The 17,033-nt window shown below is 58.9% G+C and carries 17 protein-coding genes; 8 read left to right on the top strand and 9 right to left on the bottom strand.

Annotated features, from left to right (window positions below; genetic code table 11):
* Positions 1 to 22 precede the first annotated feature (22 nt).
* Together AB6V08_RS02830 and gapA are read right to left on the bottom strand one after the other, a co-directional pair.
* Positions 23 to 907, bottom strand: coding sequence for a D-hexose-6-phosphate mutarotase (locus tag AB6V08_RS02830; protein ID WP_368541202.1), 885 nt, complete (start codon positions 905 to 907; stop codon positions 23 to 25).
* A gap of 74 nt (positions 908 to 981) precedes the next feature.
* Positions 982 to 1,977 (bottom strand): glyceraldehyde-3-phosphate dehydrogenase, encoded by a 996-nt coding sequence (gene gapA, locus AB6V08_RS02825; protein ID WP_368541201.1) that lies wholly within the window; start codon positions 1,975 to 1,977, stop codon positions 982 to 984.
* 341 nt (positions 1,978 to 2,318) lie between these two features.
* Here gapA and msrB point away from each other — a divergent pair, with 341 nt between their 5' ends.
* Both msrB and AB6V08_RS02815 read left to right on the top strand, forming a co-directional pair.
* Positions 2,319 to 2,732: a peptide-methionine (R)-S-oxide reductase MsrB gene (gene msrB, locus AB6V08_RS02820; protein ID WP_368541199.1), complete on the top strand. Its 414-nt coding sequence runs from the start codon at positions 2,319 to 2,321 to the stop codon at positions 2,730 to 2,732.
* 41 nt (positions 2,733 to 2,773) lie between these two features.
* On the top strand, positions 2,774 to 3,052 hold the full coding sequence (locus tag AB6V08_RS02815) for a YeaC family protein (RefSeq protein ID WP_368541198.1): 279 nt from the start codon (positions 2,774 to 2,776) through the stop codon (positions 3,050 to 3,052).
* Between the two features lie 48 nt (positions 3,053 to 3,100).
* Here the strand turns inward: AB6V08_RS02815 and AB6V08_RS02810 are convergent, their stop codons facing one another.
* The 4 genes from AB6V08_RS02810 to sppA all read right to left on the bottom strand — a co-directional run bounded on the left by AB6V08_RS02810 (position 3,101) and on the right by sppA (position 8,160).
* Positions 3,101 to 4,357 carry a glycoside hydrolase family 18 protein gene (locus AB6V08_RS02810; protein WP_368541197.1) on the bottom strand — a complete coding sequence of 419 codons (1,257 nt, stop codon included), beginning with the start codon at positions 4,355 to 4,357 and terminating at the stop codon, positions 3,101 to 3,103.
* A gap of 218 nt (positions 4,358 to 4,575) precedes the next feature.
* A complete protein-coding gene (pncA, locus tag AB6V08_RS02805; RefSeq protein WP_368541196.1) occupies positions 4,576 to 5,217 on the bottom strand; it encodes a bifunctional nicotinamidase/pyrazinamidase in 642 nt (213 codons plus the stop codon).
* Positions 5,218 to 5,226: 9 nt separating this feature from the next.
* Entirely contained in the window at positions 5,227 to 6,243 is a 1,017-nt protein-coding gene (ansA, locus tag AB6V08_RS02800) for an asparaginase (protein ID WP_368541195.1), read from the bottom strand.
* A gap of 60 nt (positions 6,244 to 6,303) precedes the next feature.
* Positions 6,304 to 8,160 (bottom strand): signal peptide peptidase SppA, encoded by a 1,857-nt coding sequence (sppA, locus tag AB6V08_RS02795; protein WP_368541194.1) that lies wholly within the window; start codon positions 8,158 to 8,160, stop codon positions 6,304 to 6,306.
* Between the two features lie 167 nt (positions 8,161 to 8,327).
* Here sppA and AB6V08_RS02790 point away from each other — a divergent pair, with 167 nt between their 5' ends.
* From AB6V08_RS02790 to AB6V08_RS02780, 3 genes are all read left to right on the top strand, one after another.
* Positions 8,328 to 8,879, top strand: coding sequence for an NAD(P)H nitroreductase (locus AB6V08_RS02790; protein WP_368541193.1), 552 nt, complete (start codon positions 8,328 to 8,330; stop codon positions 8,877 to 8,879).
* A gap of 116 nt (positions 8,880 to 8,995) precedes the next feature.
* Positions 8,996 to 10,039, top strand: a complete 1,044-nt coding sequence (selD, locus tag AB6V08_RS02785; RefSeq protein ID WP_368541192.1) for a selenide, water dikinase SelD — start codon at positions 8,996 to 8,998, stop codon at positions 10,037 to 10,039.
* A 4-nt stretch (positions 10,040 to 10,043) separates the two neighbouring features.
* Positions 10,044 to 11,948 carry a DNA topoisomerase III gene (locus AB6V08_RS02780; RefSeq protein ID WP_368541191.1) on the top strand — a complete coding sequence of 635 codons (1,905 nt, stop codon included), beginning with the start codon at positions 10,044 to 10,046 and terminating at the stop codon, positions 11,946 to 11,948.
* A gap of 238 nt (positions 11,949 to 12,186) precedes the next feature.
* Here AB6V08_RS02780 and gdhA read toward each other — a convergent pair whose 3' ends face one another.
* Positions 12,187 to 13,530 (bottom strand): NADP-specific glutamate dehydrogenase, encoded by a 1,344-nt coding sequence (gene gdhA / locus AB6V08_RS02775; RefSeq protein ID WP_368541189.1) that lies wholly within the window; start codon positions 13,528 to 13,530, stop codon positions 12,187 to 12,189.
* Positions 13,531 to 13,757: 227 nt separating this feature from the next.
* On the opposite strand from gdhA, the gene AB6V08_RS02770 reads away from it, so the two are divergent.
* A complete protein-coding gene (locus tag AB6V08_RS02770; RefSeq protein ID WP_368541188.1) occupies positions 13,758 to 14,030 on the top strand; it encodes a YnjH family protein in 273 nt (90 codons plus the stop codon).
* Here AB6V08_RS02770 and AB6V08_RS02765 read toward each other — a convergent pair.
* Positions 13,990 to 14,406, bottom strand: a complete 417-nt coding sequence (locus AB6V08_RS02765) for a pyrimidine (deoxy)nucleoside triphosphate diphosphatase (protein WP_368541187.1) — start codon at positions 14,404 to 14,406, stop codon at positions 13,990 to 13,992. The two genes, AB6V08_RS02770 and AB6V08_RS02765, sit on opposite strands and share 41 nt — an antisense overlap.
* A gap of 76 nt (positions 14,407 to 14,482) precedes the next feature.
* Here AB6V08_RS02765 and AB6V08_RS02760 point away from each other — a divergent pair, with 76 nt between their 5' ends.
* Complete coding sequence (locus tag AB6V08_RS02760; protein ID WP_368541186.1) at positions 14,483 to 15,052, top strand: carboxymuconolactone decarboxylase family protein; 570 nt, start codon at positions 14,483 to 14,485, stop codon at positions 15,050 to 15,052.
* The gene (locus AB6V08_RS02755; RefSeq protein WP_368541185.1) at positions 15,045 to 15,659 is read left to right on the top strand and encodes a CDP-alcohol phosphatidyltransferase family protein; all 615 of its coding nucleotides are present in this window, start codon (positions 15,045 to 15,047) and stop codon (positions 15,657 to 15,659) included. The genes AB6V08_RS02760 and AB6V08_RS02755 overlap by 8 nt, the downstream gene beginning before the upstream one ends.
* On the opposite strand, the gene AB6V08_RS02750 is transcribed toward AB6V08_RS02755, so the two are convergent.
* Positions 15,656 to 16,963, bottom strand: a complete 1,308-nt coding sequence (locus AB6V08_RS02750) for a sulfurtransferase (protein WP_368541184.1) — start codon at positions 16,961 to 16,963, stop codon at positions 15,656 to 15,658. The genes AB6V08_RS02755 and AB6V08_RS02750 overlap by 4 nt on opposite strands.
* Between the last annotated feature and the right edge of the window lie 70 nt (positions 16,964 to 17,033).

The raw sequence follows: 17,033 nt of genomic DNA, 5'->3' as shown, positions 1-17,033 counted from the left end.
GATGAGGGGCAGGGGGCGACGATTAGCGCTTAACGATGCTAATGGTCTGCGCCAGGCGAGATGGGTTCTCGGCAGTGGCTTTTTGCAGCGGAGAGACGCAGGCGGTTTCAACGCACACGAAGGTTTTGTAGCCCTCGTCCGGCACGTCGCCCATGCTGACGGACAGCGCCGGGCCAGGGTTCCAGCCAACAACGTTGCTGTTGTGGCGGTGAATCACCTCGATACCACGGTTGAGTTTGCTGTCGTGGATCACGCTGCAGGCTTCCGGATGCAGGTAGACGCGGTCGGTGCGATCCGGGAACGTCTGCACGCCGTCGCTCAGTTTGCCTTCTTTTGCGTTGTCCACTTTGTCGATAAAGGTATCGCCAAGGCCGCTGACCTTGACCGCGCTGATGTCGCCTACGTTGAAGTAGGTGTGCAGGGCGGAAGAGGTTTCAAACTCGCCGTGCGCTTCCAGCTCGATTTCGCAGGTTTTGCCCAGCTTGAAGCGTGCATACAGGGTGAAGTCGTGCGGCCACAGCTTGCGGGTTTCATCGTTGCTGTGCAGTTCGAAGGTCAGCACCACGCCGTTATCATCTTCGTTATGCGCTTTGAGCGTCCACTGCTGGTTACGGGCGAAACCGTGTGCAGGTAAACCTTGTTCCGCCGCCGGGCCAAACCACGGCCAGCAGATCGGCACGCCGCCGCGAATGGCCGCGCCTTTTTTGAAGGAGGTGATGTCGCTCAGCCACAGGCCTTCTTCTTCGCCTTCTGGTTTCCAGGAGAGAAGGTGGGCGCCGTTCAGCGCAACGGACGCCTTAACGCGCGGGTGATCCACCACGATAAAGTCGGCATCGTCAATCTGGCGGTGGGAGAGCACAGGGGTAAGTTGTTCGACTACCGGAAGTGCAAAAATTTTATTAATCATTAAGCAATCCTCTGTCTTTAAAGCAAAAAAAAGGCGACCGAAGTCGCCTTTTAGGATCAGTGTCTCATCTCAACTTATTTGGAGATGTGAGCGATCAGGTCCAGTACTTTGTTAGAGTAGCCGGTTTCGTTGTCGTACCAGGATACCAGTTTCACGAAGTTGTCGTTCAGTGCGATACCAGCTTTAGCATCGAACACGGAAGTGCACACTTCGCCGTTGAAATCGGTAGATACAACGTCGTCTTCGGTGTAACCCAGAACGCCTTTCATTGGGCCTTCGGAAGCAGCTTTGATTGCTTTCTTAATTTCTTCGTAAGAAGCAGCTTTTTCCAGACGAACAGTCAGGTCAACAACGGATACGTTAGGAGTTGGAACGCGGAACGCCATACCAGTCAGTTTACCGTTCAGCTCTGGCAGTACAACGCCTACAGCTTTAGCAGCACCGGTAGAAGATGGGATGATGTTCTGAGCTGCGCCACGGCCGCCGCGCCAGTCTTTGTGAGACGGGCCATCAACAGTTTTCTGAGTAGCGGTAGTTGCGTGAACGGTGGTCATCAGGCCTTCAACGATACCGAAGTTGTCGTTGATAACTTTAGCCAGTGGAGCCAGGCAGTTGGTGGTGCAGGATGCGTTGGAAACGATGTCCTGGCCAGCATATTTTTCGAAGTTAGCACCACGTACGAACATTGGGGTGTTGTCTTTGGAAGGACCAGTCAGAACAACTTTCTTCGCACCCGCGGTGATGTGTTTACGTGCGGTTTCGTCGGTCAGGAAGATACCGGTAGCTTCAGCTACAACGTCAACACCGATTTCGTTCCATTTCAGGTTAGCTGGATCTTTTTCAGCAGTAACGCGGATGGTTTTGCCGTTAACAACCAGGTGGCCGTCTTTCACTTCAACGGTGCCGTTGAAACGACCGTGAGTTGAGTCGTACTTCAGCATGTACGCCATGTATTCAGCGTCCAACAGATCGTTGATACCAACGATTTCGATGTCAGAACGTTCCTGAGCAGCACGGAAAACAATACGGCCGATACGGCCAAAACCGTTGATACCTACTTTGATAGTCATATATTCCACCAGCTATTTGTTAGTGAATAAAAGGTTGCCTGTAAAATTACAAAAACCTTACGCAGCGTCAAGCGGAATCGTGTCAATCATTGCGACAAATCAATCCTGTGACTAACGTTTGTGCGACTGACTCGCCTCACTTTCCCTTTGAGCTAGCAACCACATGGGGGCTGCGCCCGGAATTTTAAAGGGCCGCCAGGATAAAAATGTGAACACGATCACAATTGCCTGCGCGCCTTTTCGCGACACATAAGTTTAGAACAAAAGTGCACGCGTGGGTGTTAATGTTTTGTTAGAATCCGGGTAATAAGATGTCTGTTTCTACAGCGAGATGTAAGCATATGTCGAACTCAAGTAACCCTGAAGATCTGAAAAAAAACCTGACCGAAATGCAGTTCTACGTGACGCAGAATCACGGCACGGAACCGCCATTTACCGGGCGTTTGCTGCACAATAAGCGTGACGGCGTGTACCACTGTCTGGTGTGCGATGCAGCGCTGTTTAATTCCCAAACAAAATACGATTCTGGCTGCGGCTGGCCGAGCTTTTACGAGCCCGTCAGCGATGACGCGATCCGCTATCTGGAAGACACCTCTCACGGGATGAAACGCGTTGAGATCCGCTGCGGGAAATGCGATGCGCACCTGGGCCACGTGTTCCCGGATGGCCCTCAGCCGACGGGCGAGCGTTTCTGCGTCAACTCCGCGTCGTTGAGCTTCACTGACGACGAAAATGGCGACCAGACGAAAGGTTGAAAAAACGATTCAGCAAATTATTCCTTTGAAAGGGACGCATCATGAATATTGATGACATGATTGAGAGCATGACGCCGGAGATCTATCAGCGCCTGGTCACCGCGGTGGAGCTCGGAAAATGGCCGGATGGCGTTGCCCTGACGGCAGAGCAAAAAGAGAACAGCTTGCAGCTGGTGATGCTGTGGCAGGCGCGTAACAACACCGATGCCCAGCACATGACTATCGACACCCAGGGTCAGATGGTGATGAAGAGCAAGCGCGAGCTGAAGGAAGATTTTGGCATCACGCCCAGGCCGATTGCGACGATGAAAGTGCAGTAACCGCGCGGGCTGCAGCCCTCTCCACTGCGGAGAGGGCGTCATTACATACTACTTGTGTTCGATCCCCAGCGACTCCGCCAGCTGTTTTGCCAGCTGGTTATTGTCGTCTGCGCCATACTCCCAGAACATCGCCCCGGCCAATCCTTTCTCTTTGATGTAGTCCGCCTTGATGGCGACCGAGCGCGGGTTCTCATAGGAGATCGCAAACAGCGCTTTGCCGTCCGCGGCGTTCACCGACAGCCACGGCACCTTCGCCTGGTCGTCCCAGTGCTCGGTAAAGCGTTTTTGCGGATCGTTCAGCAGCTTGCTGACGATATCGTTGTACTTCACGTAGGTGTCTTTGGTCAGGTCGTAGCCCAGCGATTTAAACAGGCCGATTTCCTGCGGCCCGAAGTAGGGCTGGGTGACCGGATTTTTTTGCGCGTCCGAATTCGTCCAGTCGATACCTGGCTCAACGGCGCGCTTCGGCACGCGACCGTAGAAACCGATCCCGAGGTTCATCTGCTCCGGCTTTAACCCGGCGGCAAGGTAGTTGTTCACCACGAAGTCCACGCTGTATTTATCCGCGGCGGCAACCGTCGGCCAGGCGCTGGAATCGTACAGGTTGGCGTTAAAGTACTGCGTGCCATACGCCATGTCGTAGGTCATCAGGTTGATGTAATCGAGCAGCGGGGCGATGGCTTTGACGTCCACCCAGCTTTTCGGACTTTCCGCATTCGCGCCCACCGCAATGGTGACCAGCTTTTTATGGCCGAAGGCGTCGCGCATCTCTTTAAGCAGCGCGGTGAAATTATCCCGGTCGGCCGGCGTGCTGGCGACCAGCCCCCACGCGCCGTTCACCGGATACTCCCAGTCGAGGTCGATCCCGTCCAGGCCGTACTTATCGACAATCTCCTGCGCGGAGCGGATAAACACCGCGCGCGTCTCTTTTGTTGCTGCCGCGCCCGAGAAGCCGCGCGCGCCCCAGCCGCCAACGGAGAGCAGCACTTTCAGGTTCGGATTCTGCTTGCGAAGAACGGGGATCAGCGCGAGGTCGGAGGCAACTTTTGGCGACAGCCAGATTTGATGCAGTTTTGCCGGATCTTTTAAAGCGTCGTTGGTTTCGTCTTTCTCATCGTTATAGACAAGGCCGAACGAATAGTTGAGGTGGGTAATCTGGCGAACGTCGAGCTTGTTGATATCTCCGCCCGGCCCGGCGGTAACATCGCCGCCGCCGTTAAAATAGCCCACGGACATCAGGGTACTGGCGGAGGCAACTGACGCGCAAAGCAAGGGTAATGCTGCCAGCAAGGGCAAACGTTTCATACAAGTTCCTCTTTGACTTAATAAAAGTAACCACGCCACGGAAAGGCGTGGCGAAAAAACAGCCTGAAAAGCATAGCATTGCCGCTTCGCCTGAGATGCGAGGGAGTTCACTTTATGGGAGATCGGTGAGGGGGGGCCGGGTGGCGCTGCGCTTACCCGGCCTATGAACCAGAGAAAGTAGGCCGGGTAAGGCAACGCCGCCACCCGGCTAAAAAGGCTTACGCGTGCGTTTCCCGCCAGTCGTCCAGCGTATAGAGCGTTGCACCGGCGGTAGACATCTCCATGAACGCCAGCGCGCTGTCCTGCGGCTGAATGTTGACTCCGCGGCAGCCGTCGGTGATGACGCTCACGGTGTAACCCAGCTCAAGCGCGTCCAGCACCGTGAACTTCACGCAGTAGTCCGTCGCCAGCCCCATCACGATAAGCTCGCTGATTTCGTGGTGGCGCAGCCATGCGTCCAGCTCCGTTTTCTGACGATGCCCGTTGTCAAAGAACGCGCTGTAGCTGTCGATAGACGGGTTTTCCCCTTTATGGAAAACGGCATCGATGGCCTTTTGGTTCAGCAGGGGATGCAGCGCCGCGCCTTCGGTTTGCTGGACGCAGTGATCGGGCCAGAAGGTCTGAGCCAGGCCGTCCAGCTCACCCTGGGCGTAAGGCTCCACGCTATGCTGGCTGGCGAAGCTCCCGTGATTGGCAGGGTGCCAGTCCTGGCTCGCCACCACCGCGTCGCCGCGCGCTTTACACCACGCGATCAGCGTATTGGCGACGTCAACCGTGCTATCGCCTTCCGCCACGGCCAGCGCACCGCCCGCACAGAAATCATTTTGCAGATCAACCAGTAACAGAGCGCGTTGGGTCATACAGCCTCCTTATTCGTCTGGCGTCAGTTCGCCGCGCAGGTTTTGCATCATCGCGCTGCGAATGGACTGAATGTCCAGATCCTGACTCAGCAGATAGTGAAGTTTAGTCAGCGTCGCCTCAACGGTCATATCAAAGCCGCTGATGACTCCCGCATGGGCCAGCGCGTTCCCGGTGGCGTAACCGCCCATGTTGACCTTGCCGGACATGCACTGCGTCAGGTTCACCACCACGATGCCGCGATCGCTCGCTTCCTGCAACTCTTTGAGGAACTCGCCGTTCTGCGGCGCGTTGCCCACGCCGTAGGAACGCAGGATCAGCGCTTTCACCGGCTGGCGCAGGAAGTTACGCACCACGTCCGCCGAGATGCCCGGATAAATCGTTACCACGCCGATTGGCTGCGGGGTGATCGGATGCACAAGCAGCTCGCCCGCCGTGTGCGGTGCCGGCGGCGTACCCAGACGGCGAATGTGGATCCCCGCTTCCAGCAGCGGCTGCAGGTTTGGCGAGGCGAAAGCATCGAAACCGTCCGCGTGGGCCTTGGTGGTGCGGTTGCCGCGGTACAGGCGATTGTTGAAGAACAGCGACACTTCGTTGATCGGGTAATTCGCCGCGACGTAGAGGGAGTTGAGCAGGTTGATCTGCCCGTCTGAGCGCAGCTCCGCCAGCGGAATTTGCGATCCGGTGACGATCACCGGCTTGCTGAGGTTTTCCAGCATGAACGACAGCGCCGAGGCGGTGAAGGCCATCGTGTCGGTGCCGTGCAGGATCACGAAGCCGTCGTACTCGTCGTAATGGGCCTTGATGTCGTCCGCGATATGCTGCCAGTCTTCCGGCGTCATGTCGGACGAGTCCATCAGCGGCGCGTACTCGTGAATGGTGAAGTCAGGCATCTCAGGGCGATGGAATTCGGGCATCAGCGCCAGCTGGCGCTGCAGGTGACCGGATACCGGGATATAGCCATTTTCAGAACGCTGCATACCGATAGTACCGCCGGTATACGCCACATAAATCGATTTCTTCTGCATGGTAGTGAGTTCTTGTTCTTCAAAGAAAAATCCCCTCTTGCGGGAAGAGGGGACGGGAGGTTAACGAACGTTGGCGCAGGTCAGGCAGAACGCGTAACGGCTTTGCGGATCGTTAAACGCCGCGAGCTTATCGCTCTCTGCTTTCATCACGCTTGCCGCCTGAGCGACCGGCGCAGGCAGGTAAGCCTGCAGCGCCTCTGGCAGCATGGCGCGCACGGAGCCGGACATGCTGTCCATCACCATATCCAGGAATGATGGCTCATCCTGATAGTATTCAACGTGCCACTGCTTCAGCTTCGCCAGCTCGGCCGCTTTCGCCACGGCGTCATCGAAGTCACCGAGGCTGTCGACCAGGCCGTTGCTCTTCGCGTCTTGTCCGGTCCAGACGTGACCCTGGGCAATCTGGTCAATCTGTTCAGGCGTCTTCTTACGCGAGTCGGCAACCAGCGTGATAAAGCGCTTATAGCCGTTTTCGATGCTGAGCTGCATCATCTCGGACACTTCCGGCGGCAGCGATTTGGTCATCGAAACGTCCGCCAGCGGCGAGGTTGATACGCCGTCGGTGTGAACGCCCAGGTAGTCCAGGCTGTTTTCTACGGTGTTGATCACCCCGAAGATGCCAATAGAGCCGGTCAACGTGCTTGGGTTCGCCACGATGTAGTTCGCCGGGGTGGAAATCCAGTACCCGCCGGACGCCGCCATGCCGCCCATCGACACCACGACAGGTTTGCCCGCCGCGCGCGCCGCAGCCAGCTCAGCGCGGATCACCTCGGAGGCGCTGACGCTGCCGCCAGGGCTGTTGACGCGCAGCACGATCGCTTTCACCTTCGGATCCAGACGCGCATCGCGGATCTGCGACGCCGTGGTATCGCCGCCGACGTTACCCGGGGTTTCCTGACCGTCCATAATGGCACCGTTAGCAAACACCACGGCGATGCTGTCGCCGCTGTCGTCCGGTTTTTTCGTCGTGTAGTCGTACATGCTGATGGCGCTGTAGTTTTTATCCTCTTTGCTCCAGCCAAACTGTTTGGTCAGCGATTTCTCGATGTCCGCGCTGGTGCCCAGGGCATCAACCAGTTTGTTATCCAGCGCGTATTTCGCGGTGTCGCCGTCGACCTTGCGCAGGCCGTCCAGCACGCCCTGCGCGCCCGGGAACACCTGCTGAGCGGTGATCTGGCGGTTAGCGGCGATGGTGCCAAGATAGTTCTGCCACAGCTCGCCAATCCAGCGGCTGTCGGCTTCACGGGCGGCAGGGGACATATCGTCACGGATAAACGGCTCAACGGCGGACTTATAGGTTCCGACGCGGAAGACGTGGGTGGTTACCTTCAGCTTGTCGAGCAGGGATTTGTAGTACAGGCCGTTAGTGGCAAAACCGTGCAGATCCACGGTGCCCTGCGGCGAGAGCCAGATTTTGTTGGCGAAGCTCGCCAGATAATATTGGCCTTGTGAATAGCTATCGCCCACGGCAATCACCGGCTTGCCGCCGTCGCGGAACTCGCGCAGGGCTTTACCGATGTATTGCATGGAAGGCTGATCGGCACCGGCAAAATCTTTCAGGTCGAGCACGATCCCGGTGATGTTGCGGTCGTCTTTGGCCTTGCGAATGGTATCGACGATATCAAAGAGAGAATTTTCCTGCAGGCGGTCGGAGGTGGCCCCGAACAGCTGGCGACCAATCACCCCCAGACGATTGCTGGTGGACGGCTTATCGACGATCACCCCGGTGATATCCAGCAGCAGCGCGCCGCGCGTGGAGTGTTGCGCCTGGCTGGTGCTGCTGATGTGCATCCAGATGCCTGCGCAAACCAGAATCAGGAAGATGAAAAAGATGTTCATCACCAGATTGCGGACGAAGTTAAGCAGTCGCCACGTCCATTTAAAGAAACCGGCAAAGATTCGCCAAAGGGTTCGCATGTATTCTCCCTAACCATAAAATGACTGTAACCGTCGTCGTGGACGGCAATGTGGAGGTTATCGTAATGACCCAACCGCCACTTGTCAGCAGGAATCGCCAGCCGCGCTGTAACAAAATCTGCCGTCGTGTTAATTTTGTGAGTAAATTTCAAGAAAGGAGTTAACCAATGGATGCATTAGAACTGCTTGTTAACCGCCGTAGCGCTTCACGTCTGGCCGAACCCGCGCCTGCGGGCGAGCAGCTGGAAAACATTCTGCGTGCCGGAATGCGCGCGCCGGATCATGGCACCTTGCAGCCGTGGCATTTCTTTATTATTGAAGGCGAAGGCCGGGATCGCTTCAGCGCGCTGCTGGAGCAGGGTGCGATTGCCGCCGGGCAGGACGAAAAGGGCATTGATAAAGCCCGCAACGCGCCGTTCCGCGCGCCGATGATCGTGACCGTGGTGGCAAAATGTCAGGCCGACCACAAGGTGCCGGTCTGGGAGCAGGAGATGTCCGCCGGCTGTGCGGTGATGGCGATGCAAATGGCCGCCGTCGCGCAGGGCTTTAACGGTATCTGGCGCACCGGGCCGTTAACGGAAAGCGCCGCGGTACGCGAAGGCTTCTCCTGCGGCGAGCACGATAAAATTGTCGGTTTCCTCTATCTTGGCACCCCGCAGCTCAAAGCTTCCAGCACCATCAACGTGCCGGACACCACGCCGTTCATCAGCCGTTTTTAATAACGCGCGCTAAACTGTCTGGATTCTGAGCATCCGCCGCAGAATTCAGACAGTCATACTTACCTCTTTATGGAATGAGCGCTACCATAGCGCGATTGCAATGACAGGAGATGTCCATGAGCGAGCAAACCATTCGTTTAACGCAGTACAGCCACGGAGCAGGTTGCGGTTGTAAAATTTCCCCAAAGGTGCTGGAAACCATCCTGCACAGCGAACAGGCGAAGTTTGTCGACCCGAACCTGCTTGTGGGCAACGAAACGCGCGACGACGCCGCGGTTTACGACCTGGGTAACGGCACCAGCATCATCAGCACCACCGACTTCTTTATGCCGATCGTCGATAACCCGTTCGACTTCGGGCGTATTGCCGCCACGAACGCCATCAGCGATATCTTCGCCATGGGCGGTAAGCCGATTATGGCGATTGCCATTCTGGGCTGGCCGATTAACACGCTAGCGCCGGAAATCGCCCGCGACGTCATTGAGGGCGGACGCTTTGCCTGCCAGCAGGCGGGGATTGCCCTGGCGGGCGGTCACTCCATCGATGCGCCCGAGCCTATCTTTGGCCTGGCGGTGACCGGCGTGGTGCCAACCGAGCGCGTGAAGCGCAACAGCACAGCGCAGGCGGGCTGCAAGCTCTATCTCACCAAGCCGCTGGGAATTGGCGTGCTCACCACCGCCGAGAAAAAATCCCTGCTCAAACCTGAACACGTGGGGCTGGCGACGGAAGTGATGTGTCAGATGAACCTCGCGGGCGCGGCCTTCGCCAATATCGACGGCGTGAAGGCGATGACCGACGTGACCGGTTTTGGCCTGCTGGGCCACCTCTCAGAAGTGTGTCAGGGGGCGGGCGTGCAGGCGCAGGTCTGGTATCAGGAGATCCCGAAACTGCCTGGCGTAGAAGAGTACATCGCCCAGGGCGCCGTGCCGGGCGGCACCCAACGCAACTTCGCCAGCTACGGTCACCTGATGGGTGAGATGCCGCAAGCGTGGCGCGATCTGCTGTGCGATCCGCAAACCTCCGGCGGCCTGCTGCTGGCGGTCACGCCGGAAGCCGAAGCCGACGTGCAGACCACTGCCGCTGAGTTTGGCATCACCCTGACCGCCATCGGCGAGCTGGTGCCCGCGCGCGGCGGTCGTCCGATGATTGAGATCCGTTAATTCGATGCGGTTGTTTATTGCCGAAAAGCCGAGCCTCGCCCGCGCCATTGCCGACGTGCTGCCCAAGCCGCACCGCAAGGGCGACGGCTTTATCGAATGCGGTAACGGGCAGGTGGTCACCTGGTGTATCGGTCACCTGCTGGAACAGGCGCAGCCGGACGTTTACGACAGCCGCTACGCCCGCTGGAACCTGAACGACCTGCCTATCGTGCCGGAGAAGTGGCGCCTGCAGCCGCGCCCTTCGGTCACCAAACAACTCAACGTCATTAAGCGCTTCCTGCATGACGCCTCGGAAGTTGTCCACGCGGGTGACCCGGACAGGGAGGGTCAGCTGCTGGTGGATGAAGTGCTGGACTACCTGGAGCTGGCACCGGAAAAGCGCCAGCAGGTGCAGCGCTGCCTGATTAACGACCTCAACCCGCAGGCCGTGGAGCGCGCGATTTCGCGTCTTCGCGCCAACAGCGAGTTTATCCCGCTGTGCGTTTCGGCGCTGGCCCGCGCCCGCGCCGACTGGCTGTACGGCATCAACATGACCCGTGCCTACACCATTCTGGGGCGCAACGCCGGGTATCAGGGCGTGCTATCCGTCGGGCGCGTGCAGACTCCGGTGCTCGGGCTGGTGGTGCGTCGTGACGAGGAAATTGAAAACTTCGTCGCCAAAGACTTTTTCGAAGTGAAAGCCCATATTGTCACGCCAAAAGACGAGCGTTTTACGGCGACCTGGCAGCCCAGCGACGCCTGTGAATCCTATCAGGATGAAGAGGGCAGGCTGCTGCATCGCCCGCTGGCGGAGCACGTGGTGAACCGGATTACCGGCCAGCCCGCCATCGTCACCAGCTATAACGATAAACGGGAATCAGAACCCGCGCCGCTGCCGTTTTCCCTTTCCGCGCTGCAGATTGAGGCCGCGAAGCGCTTCGGCCTGAGCGCCCAGAACGTGCTCGACATCTGCCAGAAGCTTTACGAAACCCACAAGCTCATTACCTATCCGCGTTCGGACAGCCGCTACCTGCCGGAAGAACACTTTGCCGGACGGCACTCGGTGATGAACGCCATCGGCGTCCATGCGCCGGATCTGCTGCCGCAGCCCGCGGTGAACCCGGACACCCATAACCGCTGCTGGGACGACAAAAAGGTGGACGCTCACCATGCCATTATCCCTACCGCGCGCACCAGCAGCGTCAACCTGACGGAAAACGAAGCGAAGGTCTATAGCCTCATCGCCCGTCAGTATCTGATGCAGTTCTGCCCGGACGCCGTGTTCCGCAAGTGCGTGATCGAGCTGGAAATCGCCAAAGGCAAGTTTGTCGCCAAAGCGCGTTTCCTCGCGGAAGCGGGCTGGCGCACGCTGCTCGGCAACAAAGAGCGTGACGAAGAGAACGACGGCACGCCGCTGCCGGTGGTGGCGAAAGATGACGAGCTGCTGTGTGAAAAGGGCGAAGTGATTGAGCGTCAGACCCAGCCGCCGCGCCATTTCACCGATGCGACGCTGCTCTCGGCGATGACCGGGATCGCCCGCTTTGTGCAGGACAAAGATCTGAAGAAGATCCTGCGCGCCACGGACGGATTGGGCACCGAAGCGACCCGCGCGGGGATTATCGAGCTGCTGTTTAAGCGCGGTTTTCTGGAGAAGAAAGGGCGCTACATCCACTCCACCGAGCCGGGCAGAGCGCTGATTCACTCCCTGCCGGAGCTGGCCGCAAGGCCGGATATGACCGCGCACTGGGAGTCCGTTCTGACGCAAATCAGCGAAAAGCAGTGCCGCTATCAGGACTTTATGCAGCCGCTGGTCGGGACGCTGTATGAGTTGATTAACCAGGCGCGAAGCACGCCGGTGAAGCAGTTCAGAGGAATGGTTGCACCAGGCGGTGCGAAAAAACCGTTTAAAAAGAAAAAGAGTGCGGCGTAATGCCTCCCGGTTTTCTCCCTCTCCCCGAGGGAGGGGCACCCGGTTTTCTCCCTCTCCCTGTGGGAGAGGGCACCCGGCCGCACGGAACTTAACGCGTAACTCGTAGGCCGGGTAAGGCGAAGCCGCCACCCGGCGAAAAAGCAGCTCTGCGGCCTGAAAAAAGCCCGGTGGCGCTAACGCTTACCGAGCCTACATTGAGCCTCCGTGGGTGAGGGCACCCGGCCGCACTACAGCTAGCTTAAATCACGCCTTGCCCAATCATCGCATCCGCAACCTTCACGAACCCGGCGATATTCGCGCCGCGCACGTAGTTGGTCTGCTTCGCTTCGCCGCCGTACTCCACGCAGGCGTGGTGGATATCCAGCATGATATGGTGCAGACGGGCATCCACTTTTTCCGCTTTCCAGCCCAGACGCGCGGCGTTTTGCGCCATCTCAAGGCCTGACGTTGCCACGCCGCCCGCGTTCGCGGCTTTACCCGGCGCGAACAGCACGCCCGCTTCCAGGAACAGATCGGTGGCTTCGATGGTGGTCGGCATGTTTGCGCCTTCCGCCACCGCCTTCACGCCGTTGGCGATCAGGGTGCGCGCCGCCTCAACGTCCAGTTCGTTCTGGGTGGCGCACGGCAGGGCGATATCCACCGGAACGGCCCACGGCTGTTTGCCTTCCAGATAGGTCAGGCCAAACTCGCGGGCGTAATCCGCGACGCGACCGTCGCGGCTGGCTTTGATTTCGCACAGGCGCGCCAGTTTTTCTGCGGTGAAGCCCGCTTCGTCAACCACGGTGCCGCTGGAGTCGGACGCGGTCACCACGCGCGCGCCAAACTGCATCGCTTTTTCGATGGCGTACTGAGCCACGTTGCCGGAGCCGGAGACCGCCACGCGCATTCCTTCAAAGCTCAGGCCGTGGCGTTTCAGCATCGCTTCGGTGAAATAGACCAGCCCATAGCCGGTGGCTTCCGGGCGGATCAGGCTGCCGCCGAAGGAGAGCCCTTTACCGGTGAACACGCACGCGCTGTTGTTGGAGAGTTTTTTCATCATCCCGGCCATAAAGCCCACTTCGCGGCCGCCCACGCCGATATCCCCCGCGGGCACGTCGGTGTCCGGGCCAAGATGGCGGTACAGCTCGGTCATCAGCGCCTGGCAGAAACGCATCACTTCGCCTTCGCTTTTGCCTTTCGGGTCGAAATCGCTGCCGCCTTTGCCGCCGCCCATTGGCAGCGTGGTCAGCGCGTTTTTGAAGGTCTGTTCAAAGCCGAGGAATTTCAGGATCGACAGGTTCACCGACGGGTGGAAGCGCATGCCGCCCTTAAACGGCCCAATCGCCGAGTTAAACTGCACGCGCCACGCGCGGTTGACCTGAACCTGGTTGCGATCGTCAACCCAGGTCACGCGGAACTGAATCACGCGCTCTGGCTCAACCAGGCGCTCAAGCAGGGACATCTGACGGTAACGGGGATTTTCTTCAAGGAAGGGCCACAGCGTGGTCATGACTTCACGAACCGCCTGCGCAAATTCGCTCTGATGCGGGTCGCGCTGTTGAACGTGGGCGAGAAAACTTTCCAGAGAGCGTGTCTGATCCATAGATATAAGAACCTCTTATGTATTGTTATGTGCGATGCTTAGTCGATTTATTGTGTTTTTTCGACTATATCACCCGTAGTGCTTTGCGAGGCAAGCGGAAATTTCGCGCTAAAATGAAATTCATCATTACGCCCGGTTCATAACAAAAAACGATGACGTGAGAAATTAAAGGTTCCCGCCAGGATTACCGTTATAGTCATTATCAGGAGACAACAGGAAGACATCCTATGAACCGTTATGTGATAACCGCTTTGTTAGTTCTTTTATCCGCAGGGGCGCAGGCAGACCGCATTCGCCCGGACGTGGAGGTGAATGTGCCGCCAGAAGTGTTCAGCTCTGGCGGCCAACGCGCGCAGCCGTGCAGCCAGTGCTGCATCTATCAGGATCAGAATTATTCGGAAGGGGCGGTGGTGAAAGCCGACGGCGTGCTGCTGCAGTGTCAGCGCGACGAGCGCACCGTCAGCACGAATCCGCTGGTCTGGCGTCGCGTAAAAGGATAAACGCCTCCAGCAGGGGAATATCCGCAGGCGCTAATGAGTAGGTTAGCGCCTCCTGCGGCGTACACCACGCCAGCGCGCTGTGGCAGTACGCGGTCAGTTCACCGCTAAATTCCGGCACGTGCCAGGCGTGAAGATGGATCGCTCGCCCGGAGACTTCCCGCTGATGGCTGGCGACGTAGCGCCCCGGTCGGGCGTGAATGCCCAACTCCTCGCGTAATTCACGCACAAGCGCCTCAGGCTGGGTTTCTTCGGCTTCCACCTTGCCGCCCGCAAATTCCCACATGCCGGGCTGATCGGCGTGGGGCGGACGTTGAGCCAGTAAGATTTTGCCATCCCGTTCAATAATGGCGGCAACGACATCGATAGTTTTCAGCATGATAGTCAATAATTGATTGCGCAAAACGACATATTATCTTGCCCTTTCAAAGAGTCCAGCCATCAAGGAGAGTCCGGTGAAAGAGACACCCGCCTGGGTCGCCCCGCTACAAGAGCTGCCCGTCAGCTTAAAGCCCATCGCCGCCATGCAGAAAAAGCACTTCGGGGCGGTGCTTAACCCTACCCGCTGGTGGGGACGAATGCCGCGCCTTTTCTGGCTGGTGGCGCTGTTTGTCGGCTTTCTGGAGCGGCGCAGCGCGCGGTTAAGCCCCGTACTGCGCTCGCTGCTGATGACCCGCGTGTCGCAGATTTGCCGCTGTGATTTTTGTATTGATGCCAACAGCCTGCGCCTCGCCGAGCGCAGCGGAGCGCTGGATAAAGTGCAGGCGGTCAGCCGCTGGCAGGAGGCGACGCTGTTCAGCGAGGAGGAGCGCGTCGCGCTGGCCTACGCCGAAGCCGTTACCGCCACGCCGCCGCAGGTGGACGAGGCGCTGAAGGCGCAGCTAAAACGCCACTTCACCGACGAGGTCATCACCGAAATGACGGCGCTGATTGCATTTCAGAACTTATCCGCGCGCTTCAACGCCGCGCTGGACATCCCGTCCCAGGGGCTGTGCGCCACCTTCAAAGGCCAACCGCATGTTTGATAAACACCTTCACCCGCGCGTGAAGCCGGGGCTGAACCGGCTTGCGGCCAGCATCGATAAACCCTTTATCACCCCTGACGGCGTGACGCTGGCGGGCTTTGCCGTCGGCGTGCTGGCGCTGCCTTTTCTGGCGCTCGAATGGTATGCGGCGGCGCTGGTGGCGATTGTCGTAAACTGTCTGATGGATGGCCTGGACGGGGCGCTGGCGCGGCGTCGCGGGCTGAGCGATGCAGGGGGCTTTTTGGATATCGCCCTCGATTTTCTGTTCTACGCGCTGGTGCCGTTCGGCTTTGCGCTGGCGTCCCCTGAAAACGCCCTTGCCGCGGCCTGGCTGCTGTTTGCGTTTATCGGCACCGGCAGCAGCTTTCTCGCCTTTGCGGCGCTGGCGGCGAAGCATGATATCGATAATCCGGGCTATGCCCATAAGTCGTTTTACTACATTGGCGGCTTAACGGAGGGGACGGAAACCATCGCGCTGTTTGTGCTCTGCTGTCTGTTTCCGGCGTACTTCGCGTGGTTTGCGTGGATATTCGGCGCGCTGTGCTGGCTGACCACCACAACGCGCGTCTGGAGCGGCTACGCGACGCTGAAATCGCTCACCCGTTAGCGGACGCTGTCAGGCCCGCGCTCCCCGGTGGAGATGGGGTTTTTCGGGTTGCTGCTCCATTCGTACCAGCCCCCGTCGTAGACCGACACGTTTTTCCAGCCCATCGCCCGGGCGTACATGAAGGTTTCGGACGCGCGCCAGCCCGTTCCGCAGTAGAACGCGACGTGCTGGCTCGGCAGGATATTCCAGGTTTTCCACATGGCGGCGATATCGTCGGCGCTGCGCATGGTGCCGTCCGGGTTATGGAAATCTTCCATGTGCGTGGCATCGCTTCCGGCGTGGCCCCAGCGCGCCCCGGCAATTTCACCTTTCGGCTTGATGTAGCTGTAGCCGCTGGTTTCTCCCGTGAACTCCGGCCAGGAGCGGATGCTGACCAGCGAGGCATCCTGACGGTGCAGCATCCCGCGAGCCTGTTCCGTATCGACCATCAGCTGCGGCTGGCCGGGGATCGGCGCGCCAAAATCAGGGGCGGGCTTCACGTCGGCGGGCATGCCGCGCTCAACCGGCAGCCCGGCGTCCGACCAGCTTTTCCAGCCGCCGTCGAGCAGGCGAACGTCCTTAACGCCCGCGTAGAGCATGATCTGCGCCACGCGCGCGGCGGCGTACACGTCGCGGCCGTACAGGATCACCGTGGTGTCGTGGCGAATACCGTGTTTTGCCAGCATCGCTTTCAGCTTGTCGTCAGACACTTTATTCCACAGCGGCTCGCTCTCCACCTCGTTGGTGTCGACGTAGCCCGCGCCCGGAATATGGCTCAGCAGGAAATACTTCGGCGCGCCCCAGCCCGCTTCCAGCACTTTCCAGGACTTCGCAGGCGCCGCAGCCACCGGCTTATTCTGCTGGAGCTGGTGGATCCACTGCGGATAAACCAGCTGTTCAAAGTGGGCCAAACGCTGCAGGCGGTCGGGCGTTTGCAGCGCATCGCTCAGGGTGGAAATGAAGGGATAGCCCGCCTTTTCCAGCCGTGCTTTGACCGCCTGATTCTCCGCGTCGCTGCCGTACAGCGCGATCGGCATGGACGGCGTCAGGCGGTGCTGCTTCGCCCAGTCTTTAAACTGCGCCTCGCTCATGGCGCTGAGCCAGGAGGCAGAGAGGTTGAGCGCCGAAGGCTCGTGCCCGGAGGTGCCGTTCAGGGTCTGCGGCCAGCCGTTGTAGAAGGCGCTGGCGCGGGTGTCGATCGCCACGCCGCGCGCTTGCCGGAGCTGTTCGAGGGTAAAGGGGCGGGACAAATCAGCCGCCGACGTGGAGAGTGAGGCGAGGCCGCAGAGCAGGGCCAGCGCGGTCAGTTGAGAAACACGTTTCATCGATAAACCTGACGTCAAAAAAAGAGGCGCTCATTGTCATCTCCCCGAAAACAGAAAACATTGCGTTAGC

This window comes from Enterobacter soli (genome assembly GCF_964208575.1).
In the GTDB taxonomy this organism is placed as follows: Bacteria; Pseudomonadota; Gammaproteobacteria; order Enterobacterales; family Enterobacteriaceae; genus Enterobacter; species Enterobacter soli_A.
Note: the sequence above shows the minus strand (reverse complement) of the source record. Positions and strands in the feature narration are given on the sequence as shown.